Here is a 23529-nt window from a genome sequence, read left to right as displayed (position 1 = left end):
CGGTGGCTCAGTCGCAGTGCTCGAACGGGCTGGCGTAGGAGGCCCCGCCCGCGGACCCGCCCCACTTCACGCAGACCCCGGCGGCGTTCGCCCGCACCGGCCCGGCGTAGTACTGGTAACCGCCGCTCTCGGTCTGCCGTGCCTTGCCCTGCACCTCCAGGTACGCGGTCACCGTGGTGACCCGCCCGACGTCGGTGTCCTTGAGGGTGACCACACAGTTGGTGCCGCTGCCGGCGTGGTAGAGCAGGTAGACCCGCCCCTGGCGTACCCCGCCGGCGGTCAGCGTCGCCGAGTCGACCACCTGGTAGCCGCTGCCGCACGCCTGTCCCGCGGTGTACGGGTTGGGCTTCTGCGGGGCGGTGGTGCCCCCGGTCGGCGCGGGCGCGCCGGTGGTCGCCGCCGGGCCACCGGTCGACGGGGCGCCGGCGTCCGCCGCCGGGCGGCTCGGCGTGGCCGACGGGGACCGGCCCGGCCGCCCGGTACGGCTCGGCGTCGGCTGGCCGGCGGTGGCGGTGGCCCGCGGTTCCGGCTGCGCCGGGTCGGCCGACGCGGATTCCCCGGCCAGCGCGGCCGGAGGGTGCCCCGGATCCGTGCCGTCGGGGGAGCGCAGCGCCGCCACGGCCACCGCGGTCACCACCGCGACCAGCACGACGCCGGCCGCCCCGGTCAGCCCCAGCACCCGGCCGCGGCCCCGTCGCCCGGTCGCCTCCTCCCGGGTCGGCGGCACACCCGACCCGGCGTGCCGCTCCTGCACCGGGCCGTACCCGCCGGGCGGCGGGCCGGGCTGCGCGACCCCGACCGACCAGACGGGCCCGGCCGGGGGCTGACCCGGGCCGCCCGCGCCGGGCTGCCCGGTCGCGGGCGGTGTGGCGGGCCCGAACGGGACACCGGAGCCCGCACCGGTTGACGCCCCGGCGTCGTCGCGGGCCGCGGCGGGAGGCGGGGTGGCCGGAAACGCGGCCGGTGGCTGGCCGGCGGGCGGCGTACCCCCGGTCCGGTTCTCGGCCGGCGGAGGCGCCGGCAGGACGGCCGGCCCGGGCACGGCGGGGCCGGCGACCGCCCACGGCGGGCGGGGCGGGACGGGAAGGGCGGCGAGGGTGGCGTCCCGGGCGTCCTGAGCGGCCTCGGCCAGGGCCAGCGCGCTCGGGAACCGGTCGGCCGGCCGCTTCGCCAGCGCCCGGCGGACCACCTCCACCACCGCCGGCGGCGTGCCCACCAGCGGCGGCGGCTCGTCCTGGACGTGCCGCATGGCCACCTGGAGCGGGTTGTCGCCCTCGAAGGGCGGCCGCCCGGCCAGGCAGTAGTACGCCACCGCGCCGAGCGCGTAGACGTCGGTGACCGGCGACACCGGCTGGCCGGCGGCCTGCTCCGGCGACATGTACGAGGCGGTGCCGAGCACCATGTGCGCGGCGGTGATACCCGCCATGGTGCTGGCCCGGGCGATGCCGAAGTCGACCAGCACCACCGTGCCGTCCCGCTTCACCAGCAGGTTCCCGGGCTTCACGTCGCGGTGCACGATCCCGGCGAGGTGGGCGGCGTGCAGCGCGTGCGCGGCCTGCGTCACCACCGACATGGTCGACGCCGGATCGAGCCGGCCGGCGCGCCGGATCCAGGTGACCAGCGGCTCGCCGTCGACGTACTCCATCACCAGGTAGCTGACCTGGCTGCCGTCGGCGAGGGTCGCGGAGCCGAAGTCGTGCACCTGGACGATGCCGGGGTGGCGCAGCGCGGCCAGCATCCGGGCCTCGGCGTGGAAGCGGGTGGTGAACTCGGGGTCGGCGACCAGCGAGGGCAGCAGCACCTTCACCGCGACCTCGCGGCCCAGCAGGGTGTCGGTGCACTTCCAGACGGCCCCCATGCCGCCCGTCGCGATGCGTTCGCCCAGCCGATAGCGGTCGCTGAGCATCACTCCTTGAGTCAGCACCGCGCCACCGTACCGGCCGGGCGGTGGGCATGATCCATGGCGGCCGGGCCGTCCCGCGTCCGGCCGACTAGGCTTGCGGGGGTTTCCGTCCCAGGGCGACGGCGGCGAGGGGAGACGCGGCATGGCGTGGAGCTGGCGGTACGAGGGCACGAACGGCGCTTCGGTCGACGGGCCGGGTGAGTCGTTCCCCAGCCAGGCGGACGCCGAGTCGTGGATCGGCCAGGCCTGGCGGGAGCTCGCGGCGTCCGGCGTCACCTCCGTCGCGCTCGTCGAGGACGACCGGGTGGAATACCGCATGAGCCTGCTGCCCCCGGCCGAATGACGAGCTACGACCGCCCGCGCGACCCGCTGGTGCTCGGGGTGCCCCGGGCGGCGTTCCGGCCCAGTGCGATCTTCCTGGCCCTGGTCGCGCTCTTCGTGGCCAGCGGGGTGATGGCCTGGAACCGGTTCGGCAGCGTCCGGTTCGACGTCTTCCTCTTCGTGGTCTCCGGCTGGCTGGTCTCGCTCTGCCTGCACGAGTACGCCCACGCCCTGGTCGCGTACCGGGCGGGGGACCGGGACATCGCGCACCGGGGCTACCTGACGTTGAACCCGCTGAAGTACACCAACCCGCTGCTGTCCATCGTGCTGCCGGTGGTGGTGGTGCTGCTCGGCGGCATCGGCCTGCCCGGCGGCGCGGTCTGGGTGGACCGGCACGCCATCCCGGGTCGCCTGCGACACACCCTGGTCAGCCTGGCTGGGCCGGCCACCAACGTGCTGTTCGCCCTGCTGCTGGTGCTGGCCGTGCGGATCCGCCCGGACGTGGGCGGCCCGACGGAGTTCTGGGCCGGTGTGGGGCTGCTGGCGTTCCTCCAGCTCACCGCCAGCGTGCTCAACCTGCTGCCGGTGCCGGGGCTGGACGGCGGCAACATGATCCAGCCGTGGCTGAGCCCGGAGTACCGGCGGATGTACGACCTGTTCGCCCCGTACGGCTTCATCCTGCTGTTCGCGCTGCTGTGGAGCCCGCGGATCGGCAACGTGTTCTTCGGCGCCGTCTTCGACGTGGCGGACTTCCTCGGGCTGCCGCCTCAGCTCTACGTCCTCGGGCTCGAGCTGATCCGCTTCTGGCGGGGCTGACACTCCGGCTCCGGGAGCCGCCGCGCAGCGGCGGGGCGCTCCGGGGTGCGCGTACCTCCGTGGGGCCCCGGGCCGGCGCGGTGGTGGCGCCGGCCCGGGGAGAGCGTCACGGACGCTGCGCCGGGCTCTCGGTCTTCGCCGGGTCCCGCTCGGTGACCGGCTCGACGATCTCGTCGATCGCCTTGAGCAGGTCGGCGTCGAGCTTCACACCCGCCGCCTTCACGTTGTCGTGCACCTGCTCCGGCCGGGACGCGCCGACGATCGCCGAGGAGACGTTCGGGTTCTGCAGCACCCAGGCGATGGCGAGCTGCGGCATGGTCAGGCCGGCCTGCTCGGCCAGGGGCTTGAGCCGCTGCACCCGGGTGAGCACCTCGTCGGTCATGAACCGGGCGATGAAGCCCGCACCGGACTTCTCGTCGGTGGCGCGGGAACCGGCCGGCGGCGGCTGGCCCGGCAGGTACTTGCCGGAGAGCACGCCCTGGGCCATCGGCGACCAGACGATCTGGCCGACGCCCAGCTCCTCGCTCGTGGGGATGACCTCGGCCTCGATGACCCGCCACAGCATCGAGTACTGCGGCTGGTTGGAGACCAGCGGGATGCGCAGCTCGCGGGCGAGCGCGTGGGCCTCGCGGATCTGCGACGCCTTCCACTCCGAGACGCCGATGTAGTGCACCTTGCCGGAGTGCACGATGTCGGCGAACGCCTCCATCGTCTCCTCCAGCGGGGTGCTGTAGTCGTAGCGGTGGGCCTGGTAGAGGTCCACGTAGTCGGTCTGCAGGCGGCGCAGCGAGCCGTTGATCGACTCCAGGATGTGCTTGCGGGACAGGCCCCGGTCGTTGCGGCCCGGCCCGGTCGGCCAGTACACCTTGGTGAAGATCTCCAGCCCCTCGCGCCGCTCGCCCTTCAGGGCGCGGCCGAGCACCTCCTCGGCCTTCGTGCCGGCGTAGACGTCGGCGGTGTCGAAGGTGGTGATGCCGGTGTCCAGGGCGGCCCGCACGCAGGCGGTGGCGGCCTCCTCCTCGACCTGCGACCCGTGGGTGATCCAGTTGCCGTACGAGATCTCGCTGACCAGTAGGCCCGAGCGGCCTAGGTGTCGGAATTCCATGCCCCGACCCTAGCCCCGCCCGATCATGGTCGGCGCGCGGCGCGACGGGGTGTGACGCTCAGCGGGGCAGCAGGGCGTCGCGCATGCGGGCGGCGAGCCAGTGCCGGAAGCTCTCCTCGGTCCAGCCACACCGGTGCACCAGCGCGGCGTAGTGCGCCGGGTCGTTGTAGAACCACAGCTCGTCGACGGCACGCCCGGTGTCGGCGCCGGACTTCAGCGGCCCGTCGACGGCCACCAGCCGGTCGACCACCATGCGGGCGCCGGCTCGGCGGTTGCGCAGCAGGGTCTCCCACAGCTCGGCCACCTCGGGCGCCTCGTCCGCCGCGCGCCGCACGGTCTCGAACGCGCCGGCGGCCCGGCCGCCGATCAGAGTGCAGACCCCGGCGTACGCGTCGAGCACCTCGCCCTGGGTCCGCGCGTCCCACACCGGCCGGAACCACGGCCGCTCGGCCACCGGCACCGGCTCGTCGTCGCCGGCGAGGGCCTCGTCGAGCACCTGGCGCAGCAGCGCCGCCTTGGACCCGAACGCGGCGAACACCGTGGGCCGGGCCACCCCGGCGGCGGCGGCCACGTCGGCCAGCGACGTCGCGGCATAGCCGCGCGTGACGAAGAGTTCGGTCGCCGCGCGCACCACCGTTTGGCGTGTGCGGCGGGCGCTCTCCTCCCGCACCGCCGAGCGGTAGGGGCGGGTCGGTTTTCCGTCCTTGACTCCAGCCATGACATCGCGATACTAACAACATATTCACTAAACTCCTGGCTATCGAATATTGGTCCGTCCATCCAAAACCGCACCGGGAGGCGTCCCATGTCCGTCCGCCCCTACCTGCTCTGCCCTGACGACGGCGAGGCGTACTGGTTCCTCGGCAGCCTGTGCACCATCAAGGCGGGCGGCCGGCACACCCGGGACCGGCTGACCGTCGCCGAGTTCGTGAACCCGCCCGGCTTCGCCCCGCCGCTGCACCGGCACCACGTCGAGGACGAGATGTTCCACCTGCTCGCCGGCACCGCCCGGTTCCACTGCGACGGGGAGAGCTTCACCGCCGGCCCGGGCGACTTCGTGCTGCTCCCGGTGGGGTTGCCGCACAGCTTCGTGGTCGGCCCCGACGAGCCGCTGCGCGCCCTCCAGATCACCACCCCGACCGGATTCGAGCGGTTCGCCGCCGAGGCCGGCCTGCCCGCGCTGGAACGCCGGCTGCCCGACCCCGGGCCCGTCGACCCGGCCGCGCTCGGGCACGCCGCCGCCCGCAACGGCATCGAACTGCTGGGGCCGCCGCCCCGGGCGTGACGCCGGGCGTCAGAGCACCGGGCTGGTGTCGGCGAGGAGCCGGTCGATCTCCGCGACCACCGCGTCCCGGCTCCGGTGCACCGGGTCGATCAGCGGCTCGCCCCGCCGGTCCAGCGCGCCCCACCGGCCCGACTCGTCGCCGAACAGGAACGCCACCGGGTGCACCACCAACGTCGGGTACGCCGGCGCGACCAGCACCCGGCCGGTCCGGTCCACCACGCCCCGGCAACCGGCCAGCTCCACCACGGCCAGCCCGTCCTCGGTGAAGCCGTCCACGGACCGGCCGTCGGCCAGTGTCGTGGTCAGACGGTGGTACCGGGTCGGCACCACCACCTGGCCGGTCCGGTCCACCGCGCCCCAGCCGCCGTTCTGCCGGACCGCCGCCAGGCCGCCCCGGAACGGCCGGACGTCCTCGAAGCCCGGCGGGATCTTCACGATGTTGGTCGGGTCGACCGCCATCCACCGGCTCTTGCCGTCCATGGACACCCAGGACAGCCCCTCGGAGAACGAGCCCACCGCCCGGTAGCCGTTGTTCGCCTCGATCAGCGCCGCGCCGGTCGTGTCGATCAGCGCCCAGCGGGACGCCTCCGGGCGGCGCACCCACGCCAGGCCCTCCCGGAACGGCTGCACCTCGGCGTACCGGTGCTCGATCACCAGCTCGCCCTCGGCGTCCGCGTACCCCCAGAGCTCCTGCTCCTCGTCGAAGGTCGGCACCGGGTGCCGCTCGCCGCCCAGCAGCGCCTCCCGGCTGCGCGGCTTCGGCCCGAACCCGCCGGTCACGGCCCGCTCGGCGACCGCGTCCAGCGCCAGCGTCGTCCGCGCGTTCAACTCCGAGTCCTCGCCCTGCCGCAGGTCCAGCGCCCGCTCGAAGTGCAGGCAGGCCTCGGTCAGCCGGCCCTGGTCGTAGCAGGAACGGCCGGCGTGCTCGTGCAGCACCGCGCGCAGCCGGTCGGGCAGCTCCGGCGAGTTGGCCTCGGCGAAGAGCCGGTCGGCCTCCGGATGCTCGCCCCGCCAGCGCAGCACCTCCGCCAGCCGGGCGCGGGCCAGCGAGGTCCGCCGCAACTCGCCGGTGGCCTCCGCGTACGTGAGGGCCAGCCGCGCGTCGGCCAGGGCGTCGTCCAGGTCGCCGAGGATGCGGGACGCCACCGAGCGCAGGCTCAGCAGCCGGGCCCGGCTGCGGTTGTCCAGCGCGCTGCCGAGCTTGGCGGTGAGGCCGTCCCGGATCTCGCGCAGCGCCGGGGCATCGGGGGCCTCCTCGCGGAGGGTCTCGGGGTTCAGCCGCCAGCGGATGGCGGCGAGGGCCTGCTCCGGGTCCGCCGGGCGGGCCTCCCGCCGCTCGGTGCCGGCATCCGGCTCGGCCGCGCCCGGGTCGGCCGGTCCGGCCGTCGGCGTGGCGGGAGCCTCCCCGGTCGGGGTGGAGTCGGCGGCCCCTTCGGCCGTGGGCGGTGCCTCCTGTGCGGCCGGCGGAGCCGGGACGGGACGTAGCTGGTCGGGGCCGGGAGTCGGCTCCGGCGCGGCCGGTGCGGCGTCGGCGGTCGCGGGGGTCTCGTCCGAGGTGGCTGCCGGTGCGGCGGCCTCCCGCGGCGGGGCCGCCTGTGCCGGCACGTCGACCTGAGCCGGCGGGTGCGGCGCAGCGGCCGGGGCGACCTCGGAGGTCGGGTGGGCTGCCGGTGCCGCCACTTCGGCCGGACCGGGCGGGTGTGGCGCAGGGGCTGGGGCGACCTCGGGGGTCGGGTGGGCCGCGGGTGCCGCCACCTCGGCCGGGTTCGCCCCGTGGGGCGCAGCGGCCGGGACGACATCGGAGGTCGGGACGTCCCGAGTGGACGCCTGGGTCGGCACCTCGGCTTCGGTCGGCGCGTGCTCACTCGTGACCGGGCCGGCGGTGGCGTTCGGGGTGGCGGCCGGTGCCGGTGAATCGGGATCGGTGGGCTGCCGGGCCGGGACCGGCGGCCTGCTCGTCTCCGGCGCGTCGGGCGCCGGTCCGGGCGGTCCGGAGACGGGCCGGGCGTCGGGTGCTGCGGTGCCCGGCTCGATCGTGGCGGGCGCGGACGATTCCGACGACCGGGTGGCTCGCGGGTCCGGCCCGGCCTGGGCGCCGGGGGCGGCGGCGGAACGCTCCGGCTCGGGTGCCGCTGCCGCCGGACGGGACGCCACCTGAGCATCGCGCGCCGGGCCGGACAGCTCCGGCGCCGGCTGGGTGGCGGTCGCGTCGGGGCCCGGGCCGTCGTCCGGGGCGTCGAGCGCCGGGGCGGACGGCTGCGGCATCCGCTCGGCCGGCGAACCGGCCGCGGCGGGCACGTCGACCGGCCGGCCAGGATCGACGGGGCCCTGGTCGGCGGACGGGCTGGCGGGCGGCGCGCTGACCGGTCGCGCGGGCGCGGGATCGGCCGACCCGGCGGACATCGGCTCGGCAGCGCGCGCCGGGGCGGACGCCTCAGTCGGAGCGGCCGGCGACACCGGCTCGTTCGCCCGGAACCAGGCGTCCGGGCCACCGTCCACCGGCTCGGCGGGCCGCGCGGCCGCCGGCCGGTCGACCTCGGAACGCCCACCGTGCCCGTCGGCGGCGACCGGTGCGGACGCGCGGTCGCTCTCGTCCGGCGAGCCGGGGCCGGCCACCGTGGTCGAGCGGCCGTCGTCCGCCGGTCGGGTGCCCACGTGGGGCGTGGTCGGACCGGCGGCGCTGAGCGGCCGGGAGTCCTCGGCGGGCGTGGTCGGGCCGGCGCTGTGCTCCGGCCGGGTGACTCCGGGGCCGGGGTAGGCGGGCGGCGCGGGTCGGGCCGGGCGCGGCGGGACATCCGGGCGTGGCCCGGTCCGCCCCGCCGGCTCGCCGAGGTCGGCCGGAGTCGGGCGGTCGGGGCCGGGCCGCGGCGTGGAGTCGGCGGGTCCGGGCCGGAACTCGACGCGCAGGTCGGCGGCGGGAGGTGCGCCGGCCGAAGCCTCCGGTGCGGCCGGGCGGTCGGAGCGGCGGTCCACCGGCGGCTGCTCGGCCGGATAGGTGGGTGGGCCCGCCGCCTTCGGTCCCGCCGGCCGGTCGGACCGGTCGCCCGGCACCGGTCGGTCGCCGGGGAAGGCGGGCGGTCCGGAAACGGGCGTGCCAGGAACGGGTGCTCCGGAGGCAGGCGGTCCGGAGATGGGCGTGCCGGGGACGGGCGGTCCGGAGATGGGCGCGCCGGACACCGGTGCGCCGGACACCGGTCGGCTGGGCACGGTCGCGTCGAAGTCTGGCGGTCGCGAGACGGGTGGCCCGGAGATGGGCGCGCCGGACACCGGTGCGCCGGACACCGGTCGGCTGGGCACGGGCGCGTCGAAGACCGGCGGTCGCGAGACGGGTGGCCTCGACACGGGCATGCCGGAGACGGGCGCGTTGGCGACCGGCGCGCCCGACACCGGCGCGCCCGAGGTGGGCGTGGCCCGGCCCGGGACCGGTCGGCCCGGGTCCGGTCGGTTCGGGTCCGGTCGGGTCGCCGGCTCCACAGGCGGGCGCCGCATCTCGTCGGGCCGGGTCGGCGGGGCCGGCATCGCCGGTTGACGCGGTTCGTCCGGCCGCGCCGGCGGCACGGGCTGCGGGCGGGTGTCCTCGGCGCGCGGCGGAGGCGGCACCATCGGCCGAACCTGCCGCTCTCCGGGGCGGGTCGGGGCGGCCGGCGCGCCTGCCTCGCGTCCCTGGTCCGGCCGCGCGCCGGGCTGGGGCTGCTGCCTGGCCTCGTCCGGGTGCGCCGGCCGGTCCCGGAGTTCGTCCGGGCGGGTACGCGCGGCCGGCTCGACCGGCGGTCGCCAGCCGTCGCCCGGCCGGGCCGGTCCGGGCTCGCCCGGCCGACCCTGCCACCCGTCCGGTCGCGCGCGGAACTCGGACCGCGGTCCGACGGACTCGGGCCGGGGACCGACGGAGTCCGGCCGGCGACCGACGGATTCCGGCCGTGGCTCGACGGGCTCCGGCCGTGGCCCGACCGACTCCGGGCGAGGACCGTTGGACCCGGGTCGGGGCCCGACGGAATCCGGCCGGGGACCCACCGACTCGGGCCGCGGACCGACCGACTCGCGCCGTGGCCCCACGGACTCGGGGCGCGGACCGCCGAACTCGGGCCGGGGACGCGCCGGTTCGGGTCGGCCGTCGACCGGTTCCGGCCGGGGACGCCCCGACTCCGGGCGGGGGCCGACGAAGTCGGGACGCGGGCCGGGCACGTCGGGGCGACGGGCGTCGTAGCGCGCCGCTTCGTCCACGGGCCGGGCGGGGCGGCCGTCCGGGCCGGGCCGGTCGACCGGGGGCCGGTGCCGCTGGTCGGGCCGGTACGCGGCCGGTTCGGTGCGCGGCCGCCGCTCGACGACCGGCCACTCCTCGTGGTGCGGGCGGGCGCGGTCGCCCGGGTGGCGCTGGCCCTCCCACCGCTCGTCGGGCCGGAACGCGGCGGAACGCGACTCGCCGTACCGGCCGGGCTCGGCGCGGTACGGGTCCACCGGCCGGCGCCCTGCCTCGGGCGCGTCCCGGTAGGTTTCGGCGCGCGCGGCAGCCTCCCGGCGCGGCGGTCCGTCATGACCCCGGTCCGGCTCCCGGCGTGGCGGTCCGTCGTGACCCCGGCCCGGCTCGCCGCGCGGCGGCCCGTCGTAGCCCCGGTCGCCCGGCTGGCGGAAGTCCTGGTCCCGGCGGTCCGTCGGGCGAGCCACCCCGGCATCGCGGCGGCCATCGAAGGCCTGGTCCCGCCGACCGGGCACCTCCTGGTCGCGCCGGTCGGCCGGACGCCCCAGGTCGGCCTCCCGCCGACCCGGCCGCCCGTCGGAGGCCGGATCCCGCCGCCCGTCGAAGGCGGCCTCGCGCCCGCCACCGAACCCGGCCTCCCGGCGATCCTGGAACGCCGGATCACGCCGGCCGTCGAACGCCGGGTCCCGCCGGCCGTCGAACGCCGGCTCACGCCGGTCCGCCGGGCCGTGCGGCGGTAGACCGGTCCGCCCGTCCGCCGGCCCGCGGCGCTGCTCCGGCCGGCCCGGTCGCGGCGGTGCGTGATGCGGGTGCTCGTCCGGCTCCGGCACCCAGCCGGGCTCGGGGGCAGGGGAGACGGGCCGGTGCGGCGCCGTCCCCCGCGCCGATTCGGGACGTACCCACCGCTGGTCGAACCGATCGCCACGTCCGCCGGACCGGGAACCGTCATCGGCCCACCGCCCGTCCTCGGCGGGCCCGCCCGGCCGCCCGCCGCGCCGCCGATCGAGGTCGTCCGGTCCGGCCGGGCTCACGGGGTATGCGCCGCGTCGCCGGTCGAGGTCGTCGGGTCCGGCCGGGCTGACGGGGTATGCGCCGCGTCGCCGGTCGAGGTCGTCCGGTCCGGCCGGGCTGACCGGATACGGGTCCTCGCCCCCCGGCGCTGGGCTGACCGGGTGCACCTCGGCCCGGCCGACCACGGCGGCCCGCCCGCGCGGCGCGGGCGGGGTGAGGTGCTCGAGGCCGATGTCGCCCGGATAGCGCTGCCCGGGGAACTGCGGACGCCACTCGTGGGTGGGCTCGGCAGCCCAGGAGGGCTCGGCCAGCTCACGCCAGCGGTCCCAGCCGTTCATCGGGAGACCCTGTCGCCGCCCGCGCGGCGCGGCCCCGGGGCCGGCTCGCGTCGCTCGCTCACGGCGATGTCACCTCGTTGGAAATTGTCGTGCTGGGGCCCCGACGTGCCGGTAGAGTCGCCCGGTCCAGCACGTCGTGGCTGCGGAAGGAGGGTAGCGGCGTGGGCTCTGTCACCGCCACTGTGGCACCGCCCACGGATCCAAACGTTACCCGATGGTTTCGGACATTCGGCGCGATAGTGGCCTCCGGCTTTCGGCGTCACGCCAGCTACCGGCAGGCCGCCGTGGCGGGCGTCGTCACCAACACCGTCTTCGGCTTCCTACGCTGCTACATCTTCCTCGCGGTGGCCGGCGCGGCCGGCACGGTGGCCGGCTACGACCGGGCCCAGCTCGCCACCTTCGTCTGGGCCGGGCAGGGGCTGCTCGCGGTGATCGCCATCTGGGGCTGGACGGAGCTGGCCGACCGGATCCGGACCGGGGAGATCGCCGCCGACCTGCTCCGCCCGGTGCACCCCGTGACCAGCTACCTCGCCACCGACCTGGGCCGGGCCGGGTTCGCCTCGCTGGCCCGGCTGTTGCCGCCGGTGGTGATCGGCCCGTTCTTCTTCGAGGTCTACCTCCCCCGGCACTGGGCCACCCTGCCGCTCTTCGGGCTCTCCGTGCTGCTCGCCGTGCTGGTCTGCTTCGCCTGCCGCTACCTGGTCAACGCGACCGCGTACTGGTTGCAGGACGTCCGCGGGCCGATGATCCTCTGGACGCTGGGCTCCGGCGTGCTGGCCGGCCTCTACTTCCCGCTCGGCTTCCTCCCGGGCCGGCTGGAGGCGACCCTGCGGTACGCCACCCCGTTCCCCAGCCTGCTGCAGGTCCCGCTCGACGTGCTGGTCGAGCGGGAGCCGATGCCGACCCAGCTCGGCCTGGTCGGGCTCCAGCTCGGCTGGGTGGTGCTGCTGCTGGCGCTCTGCCGGCTGGTGCAGCGCCGGGCCGAGCACCGGCTGGTGGTGCAGGGTGGCTGAGCCGGGGACGCGAACGGGGGCGCTGCGGGCGTACCGGGCGCTGCTCGGGGCGCAGGCCCGGTCGCAGGCGGCCTACCGCACCTCGTTTGTGGTGGACCTGGTCGGCAACATGGGCGCCACCGTGTTCGACGTCGTGACCGTGCTGGTGCTCTTCGGGGTCACCCGGGAGCTGGGCGGCTTCACGCTCCGCGAGACGCTGGTCGTCGTCGGACTGTCGTCGTCCGCGTTCGCCACCGCCGACCTGCTGGTCGGCAACATCGAGCGGCTGCCCCGGTACGTCCGCACCGGCCTCTTCGACGCCGTGCTGGTCCGGCCGCTGGCCGCGCTGCCCCAGCTGCTCCTGATGGACCTGCCGCTGCGCAAGGTCTCCCGGGCGCTCTTCGGGCTGGCCGTGCTGCTGTTCGCGCTCGGCTCGGCCGGCATCGACTGGACGCCGGGCCGGGTGGCGCTCGCGCTGGTCGCCCCGCCGGCCGGAGTGGTCTTCTTCGCCGCGGTCTTCGTCACCACCGCCACCGTGTCGTTCTACTGGATCGACTCGGGGGAGATGGCCAACTCGGTCACCTACGGCGGGCGCGACTTCACCTCGTACCCGGTCACCGTCTACGGCGGCTGGTTCCGCGCGGTCTTCGCGTACGGGATGGGTTTCGCCTTCGTCAGCTACCACCCGGCGCTGGCGCTGCTCGGCCGGGCCGACCCGCTGGGCCTGCCGCCCTGGGTCGGCTGGGCCGCACCCGGGGTCGCGCTGGTCGCCGCGGCCGTCGCCGCCGTGGCGTGGCGCGTCGGGATCCGCCACTACCGGAGTACGGGGTCATGAACGTCATCGAGATGGACGGGCTGCGCAAGGAGTTCACCGTCCGGGTGAAGGCCGGGCGGCTCCGCCGGGAGAAGCGGACGGTCACCGCGGTCGACGGGGTTGACCTGCGGGTGGAGCGGGGCGAGATGCTCGGCTACATCGGCCCGAACGGCGCCGGAAAGTCGACCACGCTGAAGATGCTCACCGGCGTGCTGATGCCCTCGGCGGGCCAGGCCCGGGTCTGCGGGCTGCGGCCGGTGGCCGACCGGACCAGGCTGGCGCTGCGCATCGGCGTGGTCTTCGGGCAGCGCTCGCAGCTCTGGTGGGACCTGCCGCTGCGGGACTCGTTCGCGCTGCTGCGCCACGTCTACCGGGTGCCGGCCGGCGAGCACGCGGCCCGGCTGGCCCGCTGCCGGGGCCTGCTCGACCTCGATGAGTTCCTGGACACCCCGGTCCGGCAGCTTTCCCTGGGCCAGCGGATGCGCGGCGAGCTCACCGCCGCCCTGCTGCACGGCCCTGAGGTGCTCTTCCTGGACGAGCCGACCATCGGGCTGGACGTGGTCAGCAAGCAGGCGGTCCGCGGCTTCCTGGCGGAGCTGGGCCGGGCCGGCGACACCACCCTGGTGCTCACCACCCACGACCTGGCCGACATCGAGCGGCTCTGCCGGCGCCTGGTGGTGATCGACCACGGGCGGGTGGTGCACGACGGCTCGATCGCCGCCCTGCACAGCCGGTACGGCTCCCGCCGGATGGTGGTGGCCGAGCTGGACGCCGCGCTGCCCGCGCCGCCGGTGCTGCCGGGCGCGCCGGTGCAGCGGGTGGAGGCGGACGGGCGCCGGCTGGTCTTCGCGCTGGAGTCGGCGAGCGTCGCCGAGGTGGTGGCCGGGCTGGCCGGCGTGGCCACGTTGCGCGACATCTCGATCGTGGAGCCGGACATCGAGGAGGTCGTGGCCCGGCTCTACGGCGCTCCGGTTGAGGTGGGCTGAGCCGGCCGAGTCAGATCTTGTCGCCGATGTTCACCTGGGGCGCCGGGGCCCGCATCTTGCGGAACGTGATCGACCGCATGATCGCGTAGAAGTAGAGCGAGCCGAGCCGCTCGGTGCTCTTCGGGAAGCGCTCGCGAACCAGCTTCTTGATCTTCCGGGCGATCAGCACCGAGTCGATCACCACGCCGAGCGCCAGCGCGCCCCAGAGCACGTTCGACAGCAGCCGGACGATCGGCGGCATGGCCTGGTTGGAGCCGAGCAGCACGATCAGCGCGCCGCCGAAGAACCAGGTGCCCACCGTGCGCCGCGAGTCGACCACGTTGCGGGCCAGCAGCCGCTCGGGGCCCCGGTCGCGCGGGCCGCCCTCGCGCCGGAACTCGGCCGCCGACTCGGCGCGCGCCGCGCGGCGCTGCTCCCGGGCCTCCTCCTTGGTCAGGGGACGGGCCGGGGCGGCCGGGCGGCGACCCGCGGTCGGCCGCTTCGGGGTGGTCCGCCCGAGGTCCTTCTTGCTCGGGGTGTAACCCCGGGACTGGGCAGCGGAGGGCGCCTCGTCGGTCGTCACCGGGGTGACGGAATCCTCGACGAGGTCGGTGGGCTTACGGCGAAACAGCGACGGCACGTCGGCAAGGGTAGCCAAACACCCGCGCCCGGTGCACATCGCGGTGCACCGGCCGCGGGAGTGTGACCTTACGGGCGCTCGACGTGCGCGCCCAGATCCGCCAGCTTGGCCTCGAAGTCCTCGTAGCCCCGGTTGATCAGGTCGACGCCGTAGACCCGGGAGGTGCCCTCGGCGGCCAGCGCCGCGATCAGGTGGCTGAAACCGGCCCGCAGGTCCGGAATGACCAGGTCGGCCGCGTGCAGCTTGCTCGGGCCGGCGATCACCGCGGAGTGCTTGAAGTTGCGCCGGCCGAAGCGGCACGGCGTGCCGCCCAGACAGTCCCGGTAGACCTGGATGTTGGCGCCCATCGAGTTCAGCGCCTCGGTGTAGCCGAGCCGCTGCTCGTAGACCGTCTCGTGGACGATCGACAGGCCGCGGGCCTGGGTGAGCGCCACCACGAGCGGCTGCTGCCAGTCGGTCATGAAGCCGGGGTGGACGTCGGTCTCCAGCGCCACCGCGTTCAACTCGCCGCCCGGGTGCCAGAACCGGATGCCGCCCTCCTGGCCCGGCCCGCCGCCGCGCGGCGGGCGGAGGTCGGTCACCTCGTACTCGCCGCCGACCGAGCGGAAGATGTTCAGGAAGGTCATCATGTCGGCCTGCTGGGCGCCCAGCACCTCGACGTGGCCCCGGGTGGCCAGCGCGGCCGCCGCCCAGCTCGCCGCCTCGATCCGGTCCGGGATCGGCCGGTGGGTGTAGCCGCTGAGCCGCTTCACGCCCTGGATCTCGATCACCCGGTCGGTGTGCACCTTGATGATCGCGCCCATCTTCTGCAGCACGCAGATGAGGTCGATGATCTCGGGCTCGACCGCCGCGTTGCGCAGCTCGGTGACGCCCTCGGCCATCACCGCGGTGAGCAGCACCTGCTCGGTGGCGCCCACGCTCGGGTAGGGCAGGGCGAACTTGGTGCCGTGCAGCCCGTTCGGCGCCGACAGGTGCAGCCCCTCCGGCGTCTTGTCCACGGTCGCGCCGAACTCGCGCAGCGCCTGGAGGTGGAAGTCGATCGGGCGCGGGCCGATGTGGCAGCCGCCCAGGTCGGGGATGAAGGCGTGGCCGAGCCGGTGCAGCAGCGGGCCGCAGAACAGGATCGGGATCCGGCTGGAGCCCGCGTGCACGTTGATCTGGTCGGTGCTGGCGCTCTCGACGTTGGACGGGTCGAAGACCAGCTCACCGTCCTCCTCGCCGTCGGTGACCTTGACGCCGTGCAGGCCGAGCAGCCCGCGGACGACCTCCACGTCCCGGATCCGGGGCACGTCGAACAGGCGGCTGGGGGTGTCGCCCAGCAGGGCGGCGACCATCGCCTTGGACACGAGGTTCTTCGCGCCGCGTACGCGGATCCGCCCTTCAAGCGGAGTGCCTCCGTGTACGACCAGGACGTCGTCGGTCAACGCAACCTCCAGCGCGTTGGTGCTGCCGTGTAGATGAGTGGGGTCCACGATCTGCATCGCTACCCGAAAGGCGGCCCGGCCAAAACGGGCCCGCGTGTGTCGTCGCCCCGGCAGCATAGCCCTCGGTGACGAAAAGGGAATCGGTCACATCACCAGTGAGGGCACGAACCGGGGATTCCGCCGCGTTTCCGTACCAGTGGCATGACCGAGGGTGATCAGGCGCCCGGGAGGGCGAGCATCTGGTCCAGGGCGGCCCGGGCGTGTCCGGCGGTGTCCGGATCCACGGTGATCTGGTTGACCACCCGCCCGGCGACCAGCTCCTCCAGCGCCCAGACCAGGTGCGGCAGGTCGATCCGGTTCATCGTCGAGCAGTAGCAGACCGCCCGGTCGAGGAACATGATCTGCTTGTCCGGATGGGCCAGCGCCAGCCGGCGGACCAGGTTCAGCTCGGTGCCGACCGCCCACGCCGAGCCGGCCGGGGCCGCCTCGATGGTCCTGATGATGTATTCGGTGGAGCCCACGTGGTCGGCGGCGGTGACCACCTCGTGCCGGCACTCCGGGTGGACCAGCACGTTGACCCCCGGCACCCGCTCGCGCACGTCGTTGACGCTGTCCAGGGTGAAGCGGCCGTGCACCGAGCAGTGCCCGCGCCAGAGGATCATCTTCGCGTCGCGCAGCTGCTCCGGGGTCAGCCCGCCGTTCGGCTTGTGCGGGTCGTAGAGCACGCAGTCGTCCAGCGAGAAGCCCATCTCCAGCACGGCGGTGTTGCGGCCCAGGTGCTGGTCGGGGAGGAAGAGCACCTTCTGCCCCTGCTCGAACGCCCAGTCCAGCGCCCGCTTGGCGTTGGACGAGGTGCAGACCACGCCGCCGTGCCGGCCGACGAAGCCCTTGATGTCCGCCGAGGAGTTCATGTAGGTCACCGGGACGGTGTCCGCCGCGATGCCCAGTTCGGTCAGCACGTCCCAGGCGGTCTCGACCTGCGACAGCACCGCCATGTCGGCCATCGAGCAGCCGGCGGCGAGGTCGGGCAGGATCACCTTCTGGCGGTCCGAGGTGAGGATGTCGGCGCTCTCGGCCATGAAGTGCACGCCGCAGAAGACGATGTACTCCGCGTCGGGGCGGGCCGCCGCCTCCCGGGCCAGCTTGAACGAGTCGCCGGTCACGTCGGCGAACTGGATCACCTCGTCGCGCTGGTAGTGGTGGCCCAGCACGAAGACCTTCGTGCCGAGCGCGGCCTTCGCCGCGGTCGCCCGGGCCACCAGGTCCGGGTCGCTCGGCGCGGGGAGGTCACCCGGACACTCCACGCCACGCTCGGTGGCGGGGTCGCTGCCGCGGCCGAGGAGCAGCAGCGCAGTGGCGGTGTTGGAGGGCTCAACCCAGGTCGAAGTCACGCCACCCATGGTCCCACAGCGGGACGGCCGCGCAGCCGTCCCGGATGTGGCCTGCCACACTGCTCGGCATGCGCGTGCTGCTCTGCCCGGACAAGTTCGCCGGCACGCTGCCGGCCCAGGAGGTGGCCGCCGCGGTGGCCGAGGGCTGGCGGGAGGTCGCCCCTGGCGACGAGCTGCTGGTCCGGCCGCTGGCCGACGGCGGCCCCGGGTTCGTCGCCGTGCTCGCCGAGGCGCTCGGCGGCCGGCTGCTGCCGGTGCCCACCGTCGACCCGCTCGGCCGCCCCGCCGCCGGTGAGATCCTGCTCACCGACGACGGCGTGGCGTACCTGGAGAGCGCCCAGGCGTGCGGGCTGCACCTGCTCTCCGCCGCCGAGCGGGACCCGAAGGCGACCACCTCCTACGGGCTGGGCCTGCTGGTCGCCGCCGCGGTGGAGGCCGGGGCGCGGACCGTGGTGATCGGGCTGGGCGGCTCGGCCACCAACGACGGCGGCGCCGGGATGCTCACCGCGCTCGGCGTCACCCCGCTCGACGAGGCCGGCCGGGCCCTGCCGTACGGCGGGGCGGCCCTCGCCGCGGTGACCGCGCTGGACGGCGCGCCCCGGGTCCGCGGCGCGGCGCTGGTCGCCGCCACCGACGTCGACAACCCGCTGCTCGGGCTGCACGGCGCCAGCAACGTGTACGGCCCCCAGAAGGGCGCCACCCGGGCGGACGTGCTGCTGCTCGACGGCGCCCTGGAGCGCTGGACGGCGGTGCTGGAGGAGAACCTGCCGGGCTGCCCGTCGGGGCTCGGCGCGCTGCCCGGCGGCGGCGCGGCCGGCGGCCTGGGCGCCGCGATCCTGGCGCTCGGCGGCTGGTGCGAGTCCGGCATCGGGCTGGTCACCCGGGCCATCGGCCTGGACGCCGCGCTGGACGCCGCCGACCTGGTGATCACCGGAGAGGGCTCCTTCGACCACCAGTCGCTGCGCGGCAAGGTGGTCGCGGGCGTGGCCGGGGCGGCCCGGGACCGCGGGGTGCCCTGCGTGGTGCTGGCCGGCCGGGTCAGCACCGGGCGGCGGGAGGCCGCGTCGGCCGGCGTGTCCGAGGCGCACAGCCTGGTGGAGCACTTCGGCGGCGAGGAGCGCGGGGGAGTCGAGGCGGCGATGAGCCGCCCGGCCGAGGGGCTGCGCGCGCTCGGCGCCCGGCTCGCCGGCCAGTGGAGCCGCTGAACCCACCCGGACGCCCTCGGCGCGCCGTGGCCGGTGTCGCGCACCCGGCAGGTCCCGCCCGCAGCGCGGCCCGGACCCGGCGCGTGTGCCGAAGGACACCGGACGAGGAGGTCGACATGACCACGAGCACGGCTGAGCTGACCAGGGACCTCGCGGCACGGCGGCGGACCGGCCGCCGGCTGGCGGCGGGCGCGGCCGCCCTCGCGCTCACGGCCTGCGCTCCGGCAGGGGAGGGCCCGTCCGCCACCGCCCCGATGGCCTCGGCGGCCCCCACGGCATCGGCCACCTCGCCGGCCACGCGACCCCCGTCGGCCGCGCCGTCCCCGCCGGCCACGCCGCAACCGGCAACCAGCCCGACCCGCCCGGCCTCCGGGACCCCGGACTGCCGGACCGCCGACCTCTCGCTGGCGTCCGCCGGCTCGTCCGGCCACGCCGGCAGTGGGACCGCCTACCTCGTGTTGGGGAACCGGTCCGGCCGGCACTGCGCGCTGGCCGGCTTCCCCGAGGTCCGGCTGGTCGACGCCACGGGCCGGGCCCTCCCGGTGCGGGTGCGGCACCACCTCGCCGCGCACCGCGTGGTGCTGGCGCCCGGCGGCACGGCCTGGACCGCGGTGACGCTGAGCCACGTGCCCGGCGCGGACGACGACGGAGCGCCGTGCGAGCCGCCGGCCGCCGCGCTCCGGCTCACCCCGCCGGGCGGCACCGGCTATCTGGCCGCCGAGGGCGCCTGGCGGGCCTGCGGCGGTACGGTCGAGGTGGATTCGTTCACCGCCGGGCGCCCGCCGGCCGCCTGACGGCCCGCCGCCCACTGGGGCGAGTCAGTCATCACAGCCGGGTGACCTCGGTGGGAGCGGCGTACGATCGGATCTGGACCACACCGGGAATCACTGGCGGACGTGCGGCGTTGGCCAGTGAGTCCGGACCCCATACCGCGCAGGGAGACTTTCACGTGACCACGCCAGCGCAGACCGAGTCGACCGAGGCCAAGGCCCCCAGCACCGTCGTCCTCACCGACGTCGCGGCGCAGAAGGTCAAGGCCCTGATCGAGCAGGAGGGCCGTGACGACCTGCGGCTCCGGGTCGCGGTGCAGCCGGGCGGCTGCTCCGGCCTGCGGTACCAGCTGTTCTTCGACGAGCGGTCGCTCGACGGTGACGTCGTCACCGACTTCGGCGGTGTCGAGGTCGTCGTCGACCGGATGAGCGCCCCCTACCTGGCCGGTGCCACCATCGACTTCGCCGACCGGATCGACGCCCAGGGCTTCACCATCGACAACCCGAACGCCGGCAACTCCTGCGCCTGCGGCGACTCGTTCAGCTGAGTCGACGCCGGCCGCCGAGGCCGACGACGCCTGCCTGACGGCGGGACCATCCCTCACGGGCTGGTCCCGCCGTTTTGTCGTACCCGACGGGTGTCCGGAGGGTGACCTCCGCGGGTGCGGGAGGCGTCCGGTTGTCGACCGACCCCCGTCCGTCCGGGCGGGACGACCGGTAGGCTGACCCGCGCCGTGCTCCCGACCACGAGGGTTGACATGAAGATCGCCGTGACCGGCTCGATCGCGACCGACCACCTGATGAGCTTCCCCGGCCGGTTCGCCGACCAGCTCCTCGCCGACCAACTGGACAAGGTCTCGCTCTCCTTCCTCGTCGACGAGCTGGTGCTCCGGCGCGGCGGCACCGCCGCGAACATCGCCTTCGGCATGGCCCAGCTCGGGCTGCGCCCGGTGCTGCTCGGCGCGGTCGGGCCGGACTTCGCCGACTACCGGTCCTGGCTCGAGCGGCACGGCGTCGACTGCGACTCGGTGCACGTCAGCGAGGTCGCGCACACGGCCCGTTTCGTCTGCACCACCGACACCGACATGTGCCAGATCGCCTCGTTCTACGCGGGCGCGATGAGCGAGGCCCGCAACATCGAGCTGGCCCCGGTGGCGCAGCGGCTCGGCGGTCTCGACCTGGTGCTGGTCAGCGCCAACGACCCGGCCGCGATGATCCGGCACTCCGCCGAGTGCCGGGAGCGCGGCTACGCCTTCGTGGCCGACCCGTCGCAGCAGCTCGCCCGGATGGACGGCGCGGACGTGCTCGGCCTGGTCGACGGCGCCGACTACCTGATGACCAACGAGTACGAGAAGTCGCTGCTGCAGAGCAAGGCCGGGCTGACCGACGCCCAGCTGCTGGACCGGGTGCGGGTCCGGGTCACCACGCTGGGCAAGCGGGGCGTGGAGATCGCCGGCCGGGAGGTCGGCACCATCCACGTGCCGATCGCGCGGGAGATCCAGGCGGTCGACCCGACCGGCGTCGGCGACGGCTTCCGGGCCGGTTTCTTCGCCGCGCTCAACTGGGGCGTCGACCTGGAGCGTGCCGCCCAGGTCGGCTGCCTGCTCGCCACGCTGGTGCTAGAGAACTTCGGCGGCCAGGAGTACGAGGTCCGCCGGGACCTGTTCGTCAAGCGGCTCGCCGAGTCGTACGGCGACGCAGCCGCCGAGGACGTCCGGCCGCACCTGCTGTGACCGGCCCGGGGGTGGATCGGGCCGCGGTCCTGCGACAGCGCCGGCCCGGCCCGTTCGACGCCGGGGATCCTCGCCTACCTCCGCTGACCCGCCGGACTCACTGGCGGCGGCGCACGTCGTAACCCGGGCCCTCCGGATGCGCGGCCACGAACTCCTGACCGCGCATCCGGCACCAGGCCGGGATGTCCACGGCCGCGGCGGGATCGTCGGCGAGCACCCGGACCACCGCGCCGACCGGCAGCTCGGGCAGCCGCCGGGCGAGATTGATCACGGGCAGCGGGCAGCGCTGCCCGCGGTAGTCGAGCACCTCGTCCGGCTCGCTCACAACCCGGTCACCCCCGCCTCGGCGCGCAGGCCGGCGACGATCCCGGGCAGTTCGGCCAGGAACCGGTCGACGTCCGCCTCGGTGGTCTCCCGGTGCAGCGACACCCGGACGTTGCCGTGCGACAGCACCCCCATCGCCTCCAGCACGTGTGACGGCCGCAACGTCGAGGAGGTGCAGGAGGAGCCGGAGGAGACCGCGAAGCCCCGCCGGTCCAGCGCGTGCAGCAGCGCCTCGCCGTCCACGTAGAGGCAGGAGAAGGTGACCAGGTGGGGGAGGCGGTCCACCGGGTCGCCAACCACCTCCACGTCCGGCACCTCGGCCGCCACCCGGGCGCGGATCCGGTCGACCAGCGGCGCCAGCCGCGCCGCCTCGGCCGCCGCGTCGGCCGCCGCCGCGCGCAGGCTCGCCGCCGCGGCCACCACCGCCGGGAGGTTCACCACCCCCGGGGTACGCCCCGACTCCCGCTCGTCGGCCGGGAACGGCGACTCCCACCGGGTGCCCTTGCGCACCACGAGCAGCCCGACCCCGGGCGGCCCGCCCCACTTGTGCGCGCTGGCGCTCAGCACCGACCAGCCGGCCGGCAGCGGCGCCCGGCCGGCGAGCTGCGCCGCGTCGACGTAGAGCGGCACCCCCGCCTCGGCGCAGAGTTCCGCCGCCGCGGGCACCGGCTGCACCGTGCCCACCTCGTGACTCGCCCCGATCAGGGCGGCCAGGGCCACCCCGGGCGCGGCCACCGCCGCCGCCCAGGCGTCCAGGTCCACCCGACCGAGCCGGTCCACGGGTACGGACACCGCGTCCCCGCCCCCGGCCACGTGCCGCTCCGCGGCGTGCAGCACCGCCGAGTGCTCGATCGCGGAGTGCACCAGGGCCGCCCCGGCCCGGCGCCGCCCGGACAGGCCGCCGAGCACGGCGGCGTGCGCGGCCGCCGTACCGCTGGGGGTGAAGGAGAGTTCGTCGGCGCGGACGCCGAGGGTCTGCGCGGCGGCCTCGCGGGCGGCGTCGAGGAGCTGGCGGGCCCGGCGGGCCTGGCCGTAGAGCCGGGCCGGGTCGGCCCAGCCGTCGTCCAGCGCGGCCAGCAGCGCCTGCCGCGCGACCGGATGCAGCGGGGCGGCCGTGGCCGCGTCCAGATAGACCGGGTTTGCGCTCACGAACGTCCACGCTATCGCGCCGGTACCCCCAAGATCCCCCCGATGGGGGCGGACAGTGACCCCAAGACGGTCAGGCCCGCCATGGTCGAGTAATCTGCGACCGTCGGTGACGCCTTTGCCGTCGGTGTCGAGCGAAACAATCACCGCGGCGCGCTAGGGAGGCAGGACCAGGTGGTCGCAAGGAGTTCGGAGGTACGGCCGTCGGCCGTACGGCACAGCGCTTCCCCGGGGGCCGGCGGGCGCCGGCGGCGTGGTGCTGGTCGACTCGCCGGGCTCGGTCTCGGCGGAGCCGCGCTGCTGGTTCTGCTCACCGGCTGCGACGTCGGCAAGACGTTCGGCGGCTTCGGCTGGCCGCAGGGCGGCATCACCCCCGAGTCGCACCGGATGTACGACCTGTGGATCGCGTCCTGCATCGCGGCCCTCGCGGTCGGCGTGTTCGTCTGGGGCCTGATCTTCTGGTGCGTGATCCGCTACCGGAAGCGCGGCAACGCGCTGCCGGTGCAGACCCGCTACAACCTGCCGATGGAGTTCCTCTACACCATCGCGCCGATCCTCGTGGTCTCCGTGCTCTTCTACTACACCGCGGTGGTGCAGACCGACGTGGTGAAGGAGACGAAGAACCCCGACGTCACCGTCGAGGTCGTCGCCTTCAAGTGGAACTGGCAGTTCAACTACCGCGACGGCCAGGGCCGCGACGCCAACACCGTCGCCTCCGTGCTGGGCACCAGCGAGGTCATCCCGGTGCTGGTCCTGCCGAGCGGTAAGTCGATCCGGTTCGAGGAGCAGAGCCGCGACGTCATCCACTCCTTCTGGGTGCCGGAGCTGCTGTTCAAGCGCGACGTCATGCCGGGCAGCATCCGCAACACCTTCGAGGTCTCCAGCATCGACCAGGAGGGCCACTTCGTCGGCCGCTGCGCCGAGCTGTGCGGCAGCTACCACGCCTTCATGAACTTCGAGCTGCGGGTCGTCTCGCCGGAGAAGTACGAGCAGTTCCTGGCGGCCAAGAAGGCCGGGAAGTCGACCCAGGAGGCGCTCCAGGCGATCGGTGAGGACCCGTACGCCACCGAGACCGAGCCGTTCAAGACGCGGCGCAACACCGCCAACTTCAACCCGTCCGACGCGACGGCCGGCGCGGGAAGCTGAGGGGT

The 23529-nt window shown here is 75.3% G+C and carries 22 protein-coding genes and 1 pseudogene; 13 read left to right on the top strand and 10 right to left on the bottom strand.

Translation table 11 applies throughout. From position 1 onward, the window contains the following. Window positions 1-7 precede the first annotated feature (7 nt). Both AC0OLQ_RS27510 and AC0OLQ_RS27505 read right to left on the bottom strand, forming a co-directional pair. A complete protein-coding gene (locus AC0OLQ_RS27510; protein ID WP_484528658.1) occupies window positions 8-679 on the bottom strand; it encodes a hypothetical protein in 672 nt (223 codons plus the stop codon). After that, window positions 667-1924, bottom strand: a pseudogene (locus tag AC0OLQ_RS27505) (serine/threonine-protein kinase). The gene AC0OLQ_RS27510 and the pseudogene AC0OLQ_RS27505 overlap by 13 nt, the downstream one beginning before the upstream one ends. Window positions 1925-2045: 121 nt before the next feature. Here AC0OLQ_RS27505 and AC0OLQ_RS27500 point away from each other — a divergent pair. Beyond that, window positions 2046-2246: a hypothetical protein gene (locus AC0OLQ_RS27500; RefSeq protein ID WP_091320006.1), complete on the top strand. Its 201-nt coding sequence runs from the start codon at window positions 2046-2048 to the stop codon at window positions 2244-2246. Next, window positions 2243-3040, top strand: coding sequence for a site-2 protease family protein (locus AC0OLQ_RS27495; protein ID WP_357335597.1), 798 nt, complete (start codon window positions 2243-2245; stop codon window positions 3038-3040). Before AC0OLQ_RS27500 ends, AC0OLQ_RS27495 begins: the two co-directional genes overlap by 4 nt. Before the next feature lie 106 nt (window positions 3041-3146). Here AC0OLQ_RS27495 and AC0OLQ_RS27490 read toward each other — a convergent pair whose 3' ends face one another. Together AC0OLQ_RS27490 and AC0OLQ_RS27485 are read right to left on the bottom strand one after the other, a co-directional pair. Further along, window positions 3147-4145 carry an aldo/keto reductase family protein gene (locus tag AC0OLQ_RS27490; protein ID WP_484528657.1) on the bottom strand — a complete coding sequence of 333 codons (999 nt, stop codon included), beginning with the start codon at window positions 4143-4145 and terminating at the stop codon, window positions 3147-3149. A gap of 58 nt (window positions 4146-4203) precedes the next feature. Next, the gene (locus tag AC0OLQ_RS27485) at window positions 4204-4863 is read right to left on the bottom strand and encodes a TetR/AcrR family transcriptional regulator (protein ID WP_484528656.1); all 660 of its coding nucleotides are present in this window, start codon (window positions 4861-4863) and stop codon (window positions 4204-4206) included. An 87-nt stretch (window positions 4864-4950) separates the two neighbouring features. Here AC0OLQ_RS27485 and AC0OLQ_RS27480 point away from each other — a divergent pair, with 87 nt between their 5' ends. Next, window positions 4951-5430 carry a cupin domain-containing protein gene (locus AC0OLQ_RS27480; protein ID WP_484528655.1) on the top strand — a complete coding sequence of 160 codons (480 nt, stop codon included), beginning with the start codon at window positions 4951-4953 and terminating at the stop codon, window positions 5428-5430. A gap of 9 nt (window positions 5431-5439) precedes the next feature. On the opposite strand, the gene AC0OLQ_RS27475 is transcribed toward AC0OLQ_RS27480, so the two are convergent. Beyond that, the gene (locus AC0OLQ_RS27475; protein WP_484528654.1) at window positions 5440-8403 is read right to left on the bottom strand and encodes a WG repeat-containing protein; all 2964 of its coding nucleotides are present in this window, start codon (window positions 8401-8403) and stop codon (window positions 5440-5442) included. Window positions 8404-8566: 163 nt separating this feature from the next. Here AC0OLQ_RS27475 and AC0OLQ_RS27470 point away from each other — a divergent pair, with 163 nt between their 5' ends. The 5 genes from AC0OLQ_RS27470 to AC0OLQ_RS27450 all read left to right on the top strand — a co-directional run bounded on the left by AC0OLQ_RS27470 (window position 8567) and on the right by AC0OLQ_RS27450 (window position 13766). After that, window positions 8567-8959, top strand: coding sequence for a hypothetical protein (locus AC0OLQ_RS27470; RefSeq protein ID WP_484528653.1), 393 nt, complete (start codon window positions 8567-8569; stop codon window positions 8957-8959). Between the two features lie 740 nt (window positions 8960-9699). Then, window positions 9700-10365: a hypothetical protein gene (locus tag AC0OLQ_RS27465; protein ID WP_484528652.1), complete on the top strand. Its 666-nt coding sequence runs from the start codon at window positions 9700-9702 to the stop codon at window positions 10363-10365. A 770-nt stretch (window positions 10366-11135) separates the two neighbouring features. Then, window positions 11136-11987: an ABC transporter permease gene (locus tag AC0OLQ_RS27460; protein ID WP_484528651.1), complete on the top strand. Its 852-nt coding sequence runs from the start codon at window positions 11136-11138 to the stop codon at window positions 11985-11987. Then, window positions 11980-12801, top strand: coding sequence for an ABC transporter permease (locus AC0OLQ_RS27455; RefSeq protein ID WP_484528650.1), 822 nt, complete (start codon window positions 11980-11982; stop codon window positions 12799-12801). The genes AC0OLQ_RS27460 and AC0OLQ_RS27455 overlap by 8 nt, the downstream gene beginning before the upstream one ends. After that, window positions 12798-13766, top strand: coding sequence for an ABC transporter ATP-binding protein (locus AC0OLQ_RS27450; RefSeq protein ID WP_484528649.1), 969 nt, complete (start codon window positions 12798-12800; stop codon window positions 13764-13766). The genes AC0OLQ_RS27455 and AC0OLQ_RS27450 overlap by 4 nt, the downstream gene beginning before the upstream one ends. Before the next feature lie 10 nt (window positions 13767-13776). Here the strand turns inward: AC0OLQ_RS27450 and AC0OLQ_RS27445 are convergent, their stop codons facing one another. From AC0OLQ_RS27445 to nadA, 3 genes are all read right to left on the bottom strand, one after another. Further along, window positions 13777-14424, bottom strand: coding sequence for a DUF3043 domain-containing protein (locus AC0OLQ_RS27445; RefSeq protein WP_357335573.1), 648 nt, complete (start codon window positions 14422-14424; stop codon window positions 13777-13779). Window positions 14425-14453: 29 nt separating this feature from the next. Next, entirely contained in the window at window positions 14454-15866 is a 1413-nt protein-coding gene (murA, locus tag AC0OLQ_RS27440) for a UDP-N-acetylglucosamine 1-carboxyvinyltransferase (protein ID WP_357335571.1), read from the bottom strand. Window positions 15867-16024: 158 nt separating this feature from the next. Beyond that, window positions 16025-17200: a quinolinate synthase NadA gene (gene nadA / locus AC0OLQ_RS27435; protein ID WP_357335568.1), complete on the bottom strand. Its 1176-nt coding sequence runs from the start codon at window positions 17198-17200 to the stop codon at window positions 16025-16027. 44 nt (window positions 17201-17244) lie between these two features. Here nadA and AC0OLQ_RS27430 point away from each other — a divergent pair, with 44 nt between their 5' ends. From AC0OLQ_RS27430 to AC0OLQ_RS27415, 4 genes are all read left to right on the top strand, one after another. Continuing rightward, entirely contained in the window at window positions 17245-18405 is a 1161-nt protein-coding gene (locus tag AC0OLQ_RS27430; RefSeq protein WP_484528648.1) for a glycerate kinase family protein, read from the top strand. Window positions 18406-18521: 116 nt separating this feature from the next. Further along, the gene (locus AC0OLQ_RS27425; protein ID WP_484528647.1) at window positions 18522-19199 is read left to right on the top strand and encodes a DUF4232 domain-containing protein; all 678 of its coding nucleotides are present in this window, start codon (window positions 18522-18524) and stop codon (window positions 19197-19199) included. Between the two features lie 155 nt (window positions 19200-19354). Beyond that, window positions 19355-19723, top strand: a complete 369-nt coding sequence (erpA, locus tag AC0OLQ_RS27420; protein ID WP_091320045.1) for an iron-sulfur cluster insertion protein ErpA — start codon at window positions 19355-19357, stop codon at window positions 19721-19723. Window positions 19724-19933: 210 nt separating this feature from the next. Beyond that, the gene (locus AC0OLQ_RS27415) at window positions 19934-20908 is read left to right on the top strand and encodes a carbohydrate kinase family protein (protein WP_357335560.1); all 975 of its coding nucleotides are present in this window, start codon (window positions 19934-19936) and stop codon (window positions 20906-20908) included. Between the two features lie 97 nt (window positions 20909-21005). On the opposite strand, the gene AC0OLQ_RS27410 is transcribed toward AC0OLQ_RS27415, so the two are convergent. Continuing rightward, window positions 21006-21233: a sulfurtransferase TusA family protein gene (locus tag AC0OLQ_RS27410; protein WP_357335557.1), complete on the bottom strand. Its 228-nt coding sequence runs from the start codon at window positions 21231-21233 to the stop codon at window positions 21006-21008. Further along, entirely contained in the window at window positions 21230-22381 is a 1152-nt protein-coding gene (locus AC0OLQ_RS27405; protein WP_484528646.1) for a cysteine desulfurase family protein, read from the bottom strand. The genes AC0OLQ_RS27410 and AC0OLQ_RS27405 overlap by 4 nt, the downstream gene beginning before the upstream one ends. A 171-nt stretch (window positions 22382-22552) precedes the next feature. Here AC0OLQ_RS27405 and ctaC point away from each other — a divergent pair, with 171 nt between their 5' ends. Further along, a complete protein-coding gene (gene ctaC / locus AC0OLQ_RS27400; RefSeq protein WP_484528645.1) occupies window positions 22553-23524 on the top strand; it encodes an aa3-type cytochrome oxidase subunit II in 972 nt (323 codons plus the stop codon). Window positions 23525-23529: the final 5 nt, after the last annotated feature.

It is taken from the genome of Micromonospora sp. Utrum1, assembly GCF_057197805.1.
The sequence above is the reverse complement of the archived record's forward strand: the minus strand, read 5'-3'. Positions and strand labels throughout refer to the sequence as shown.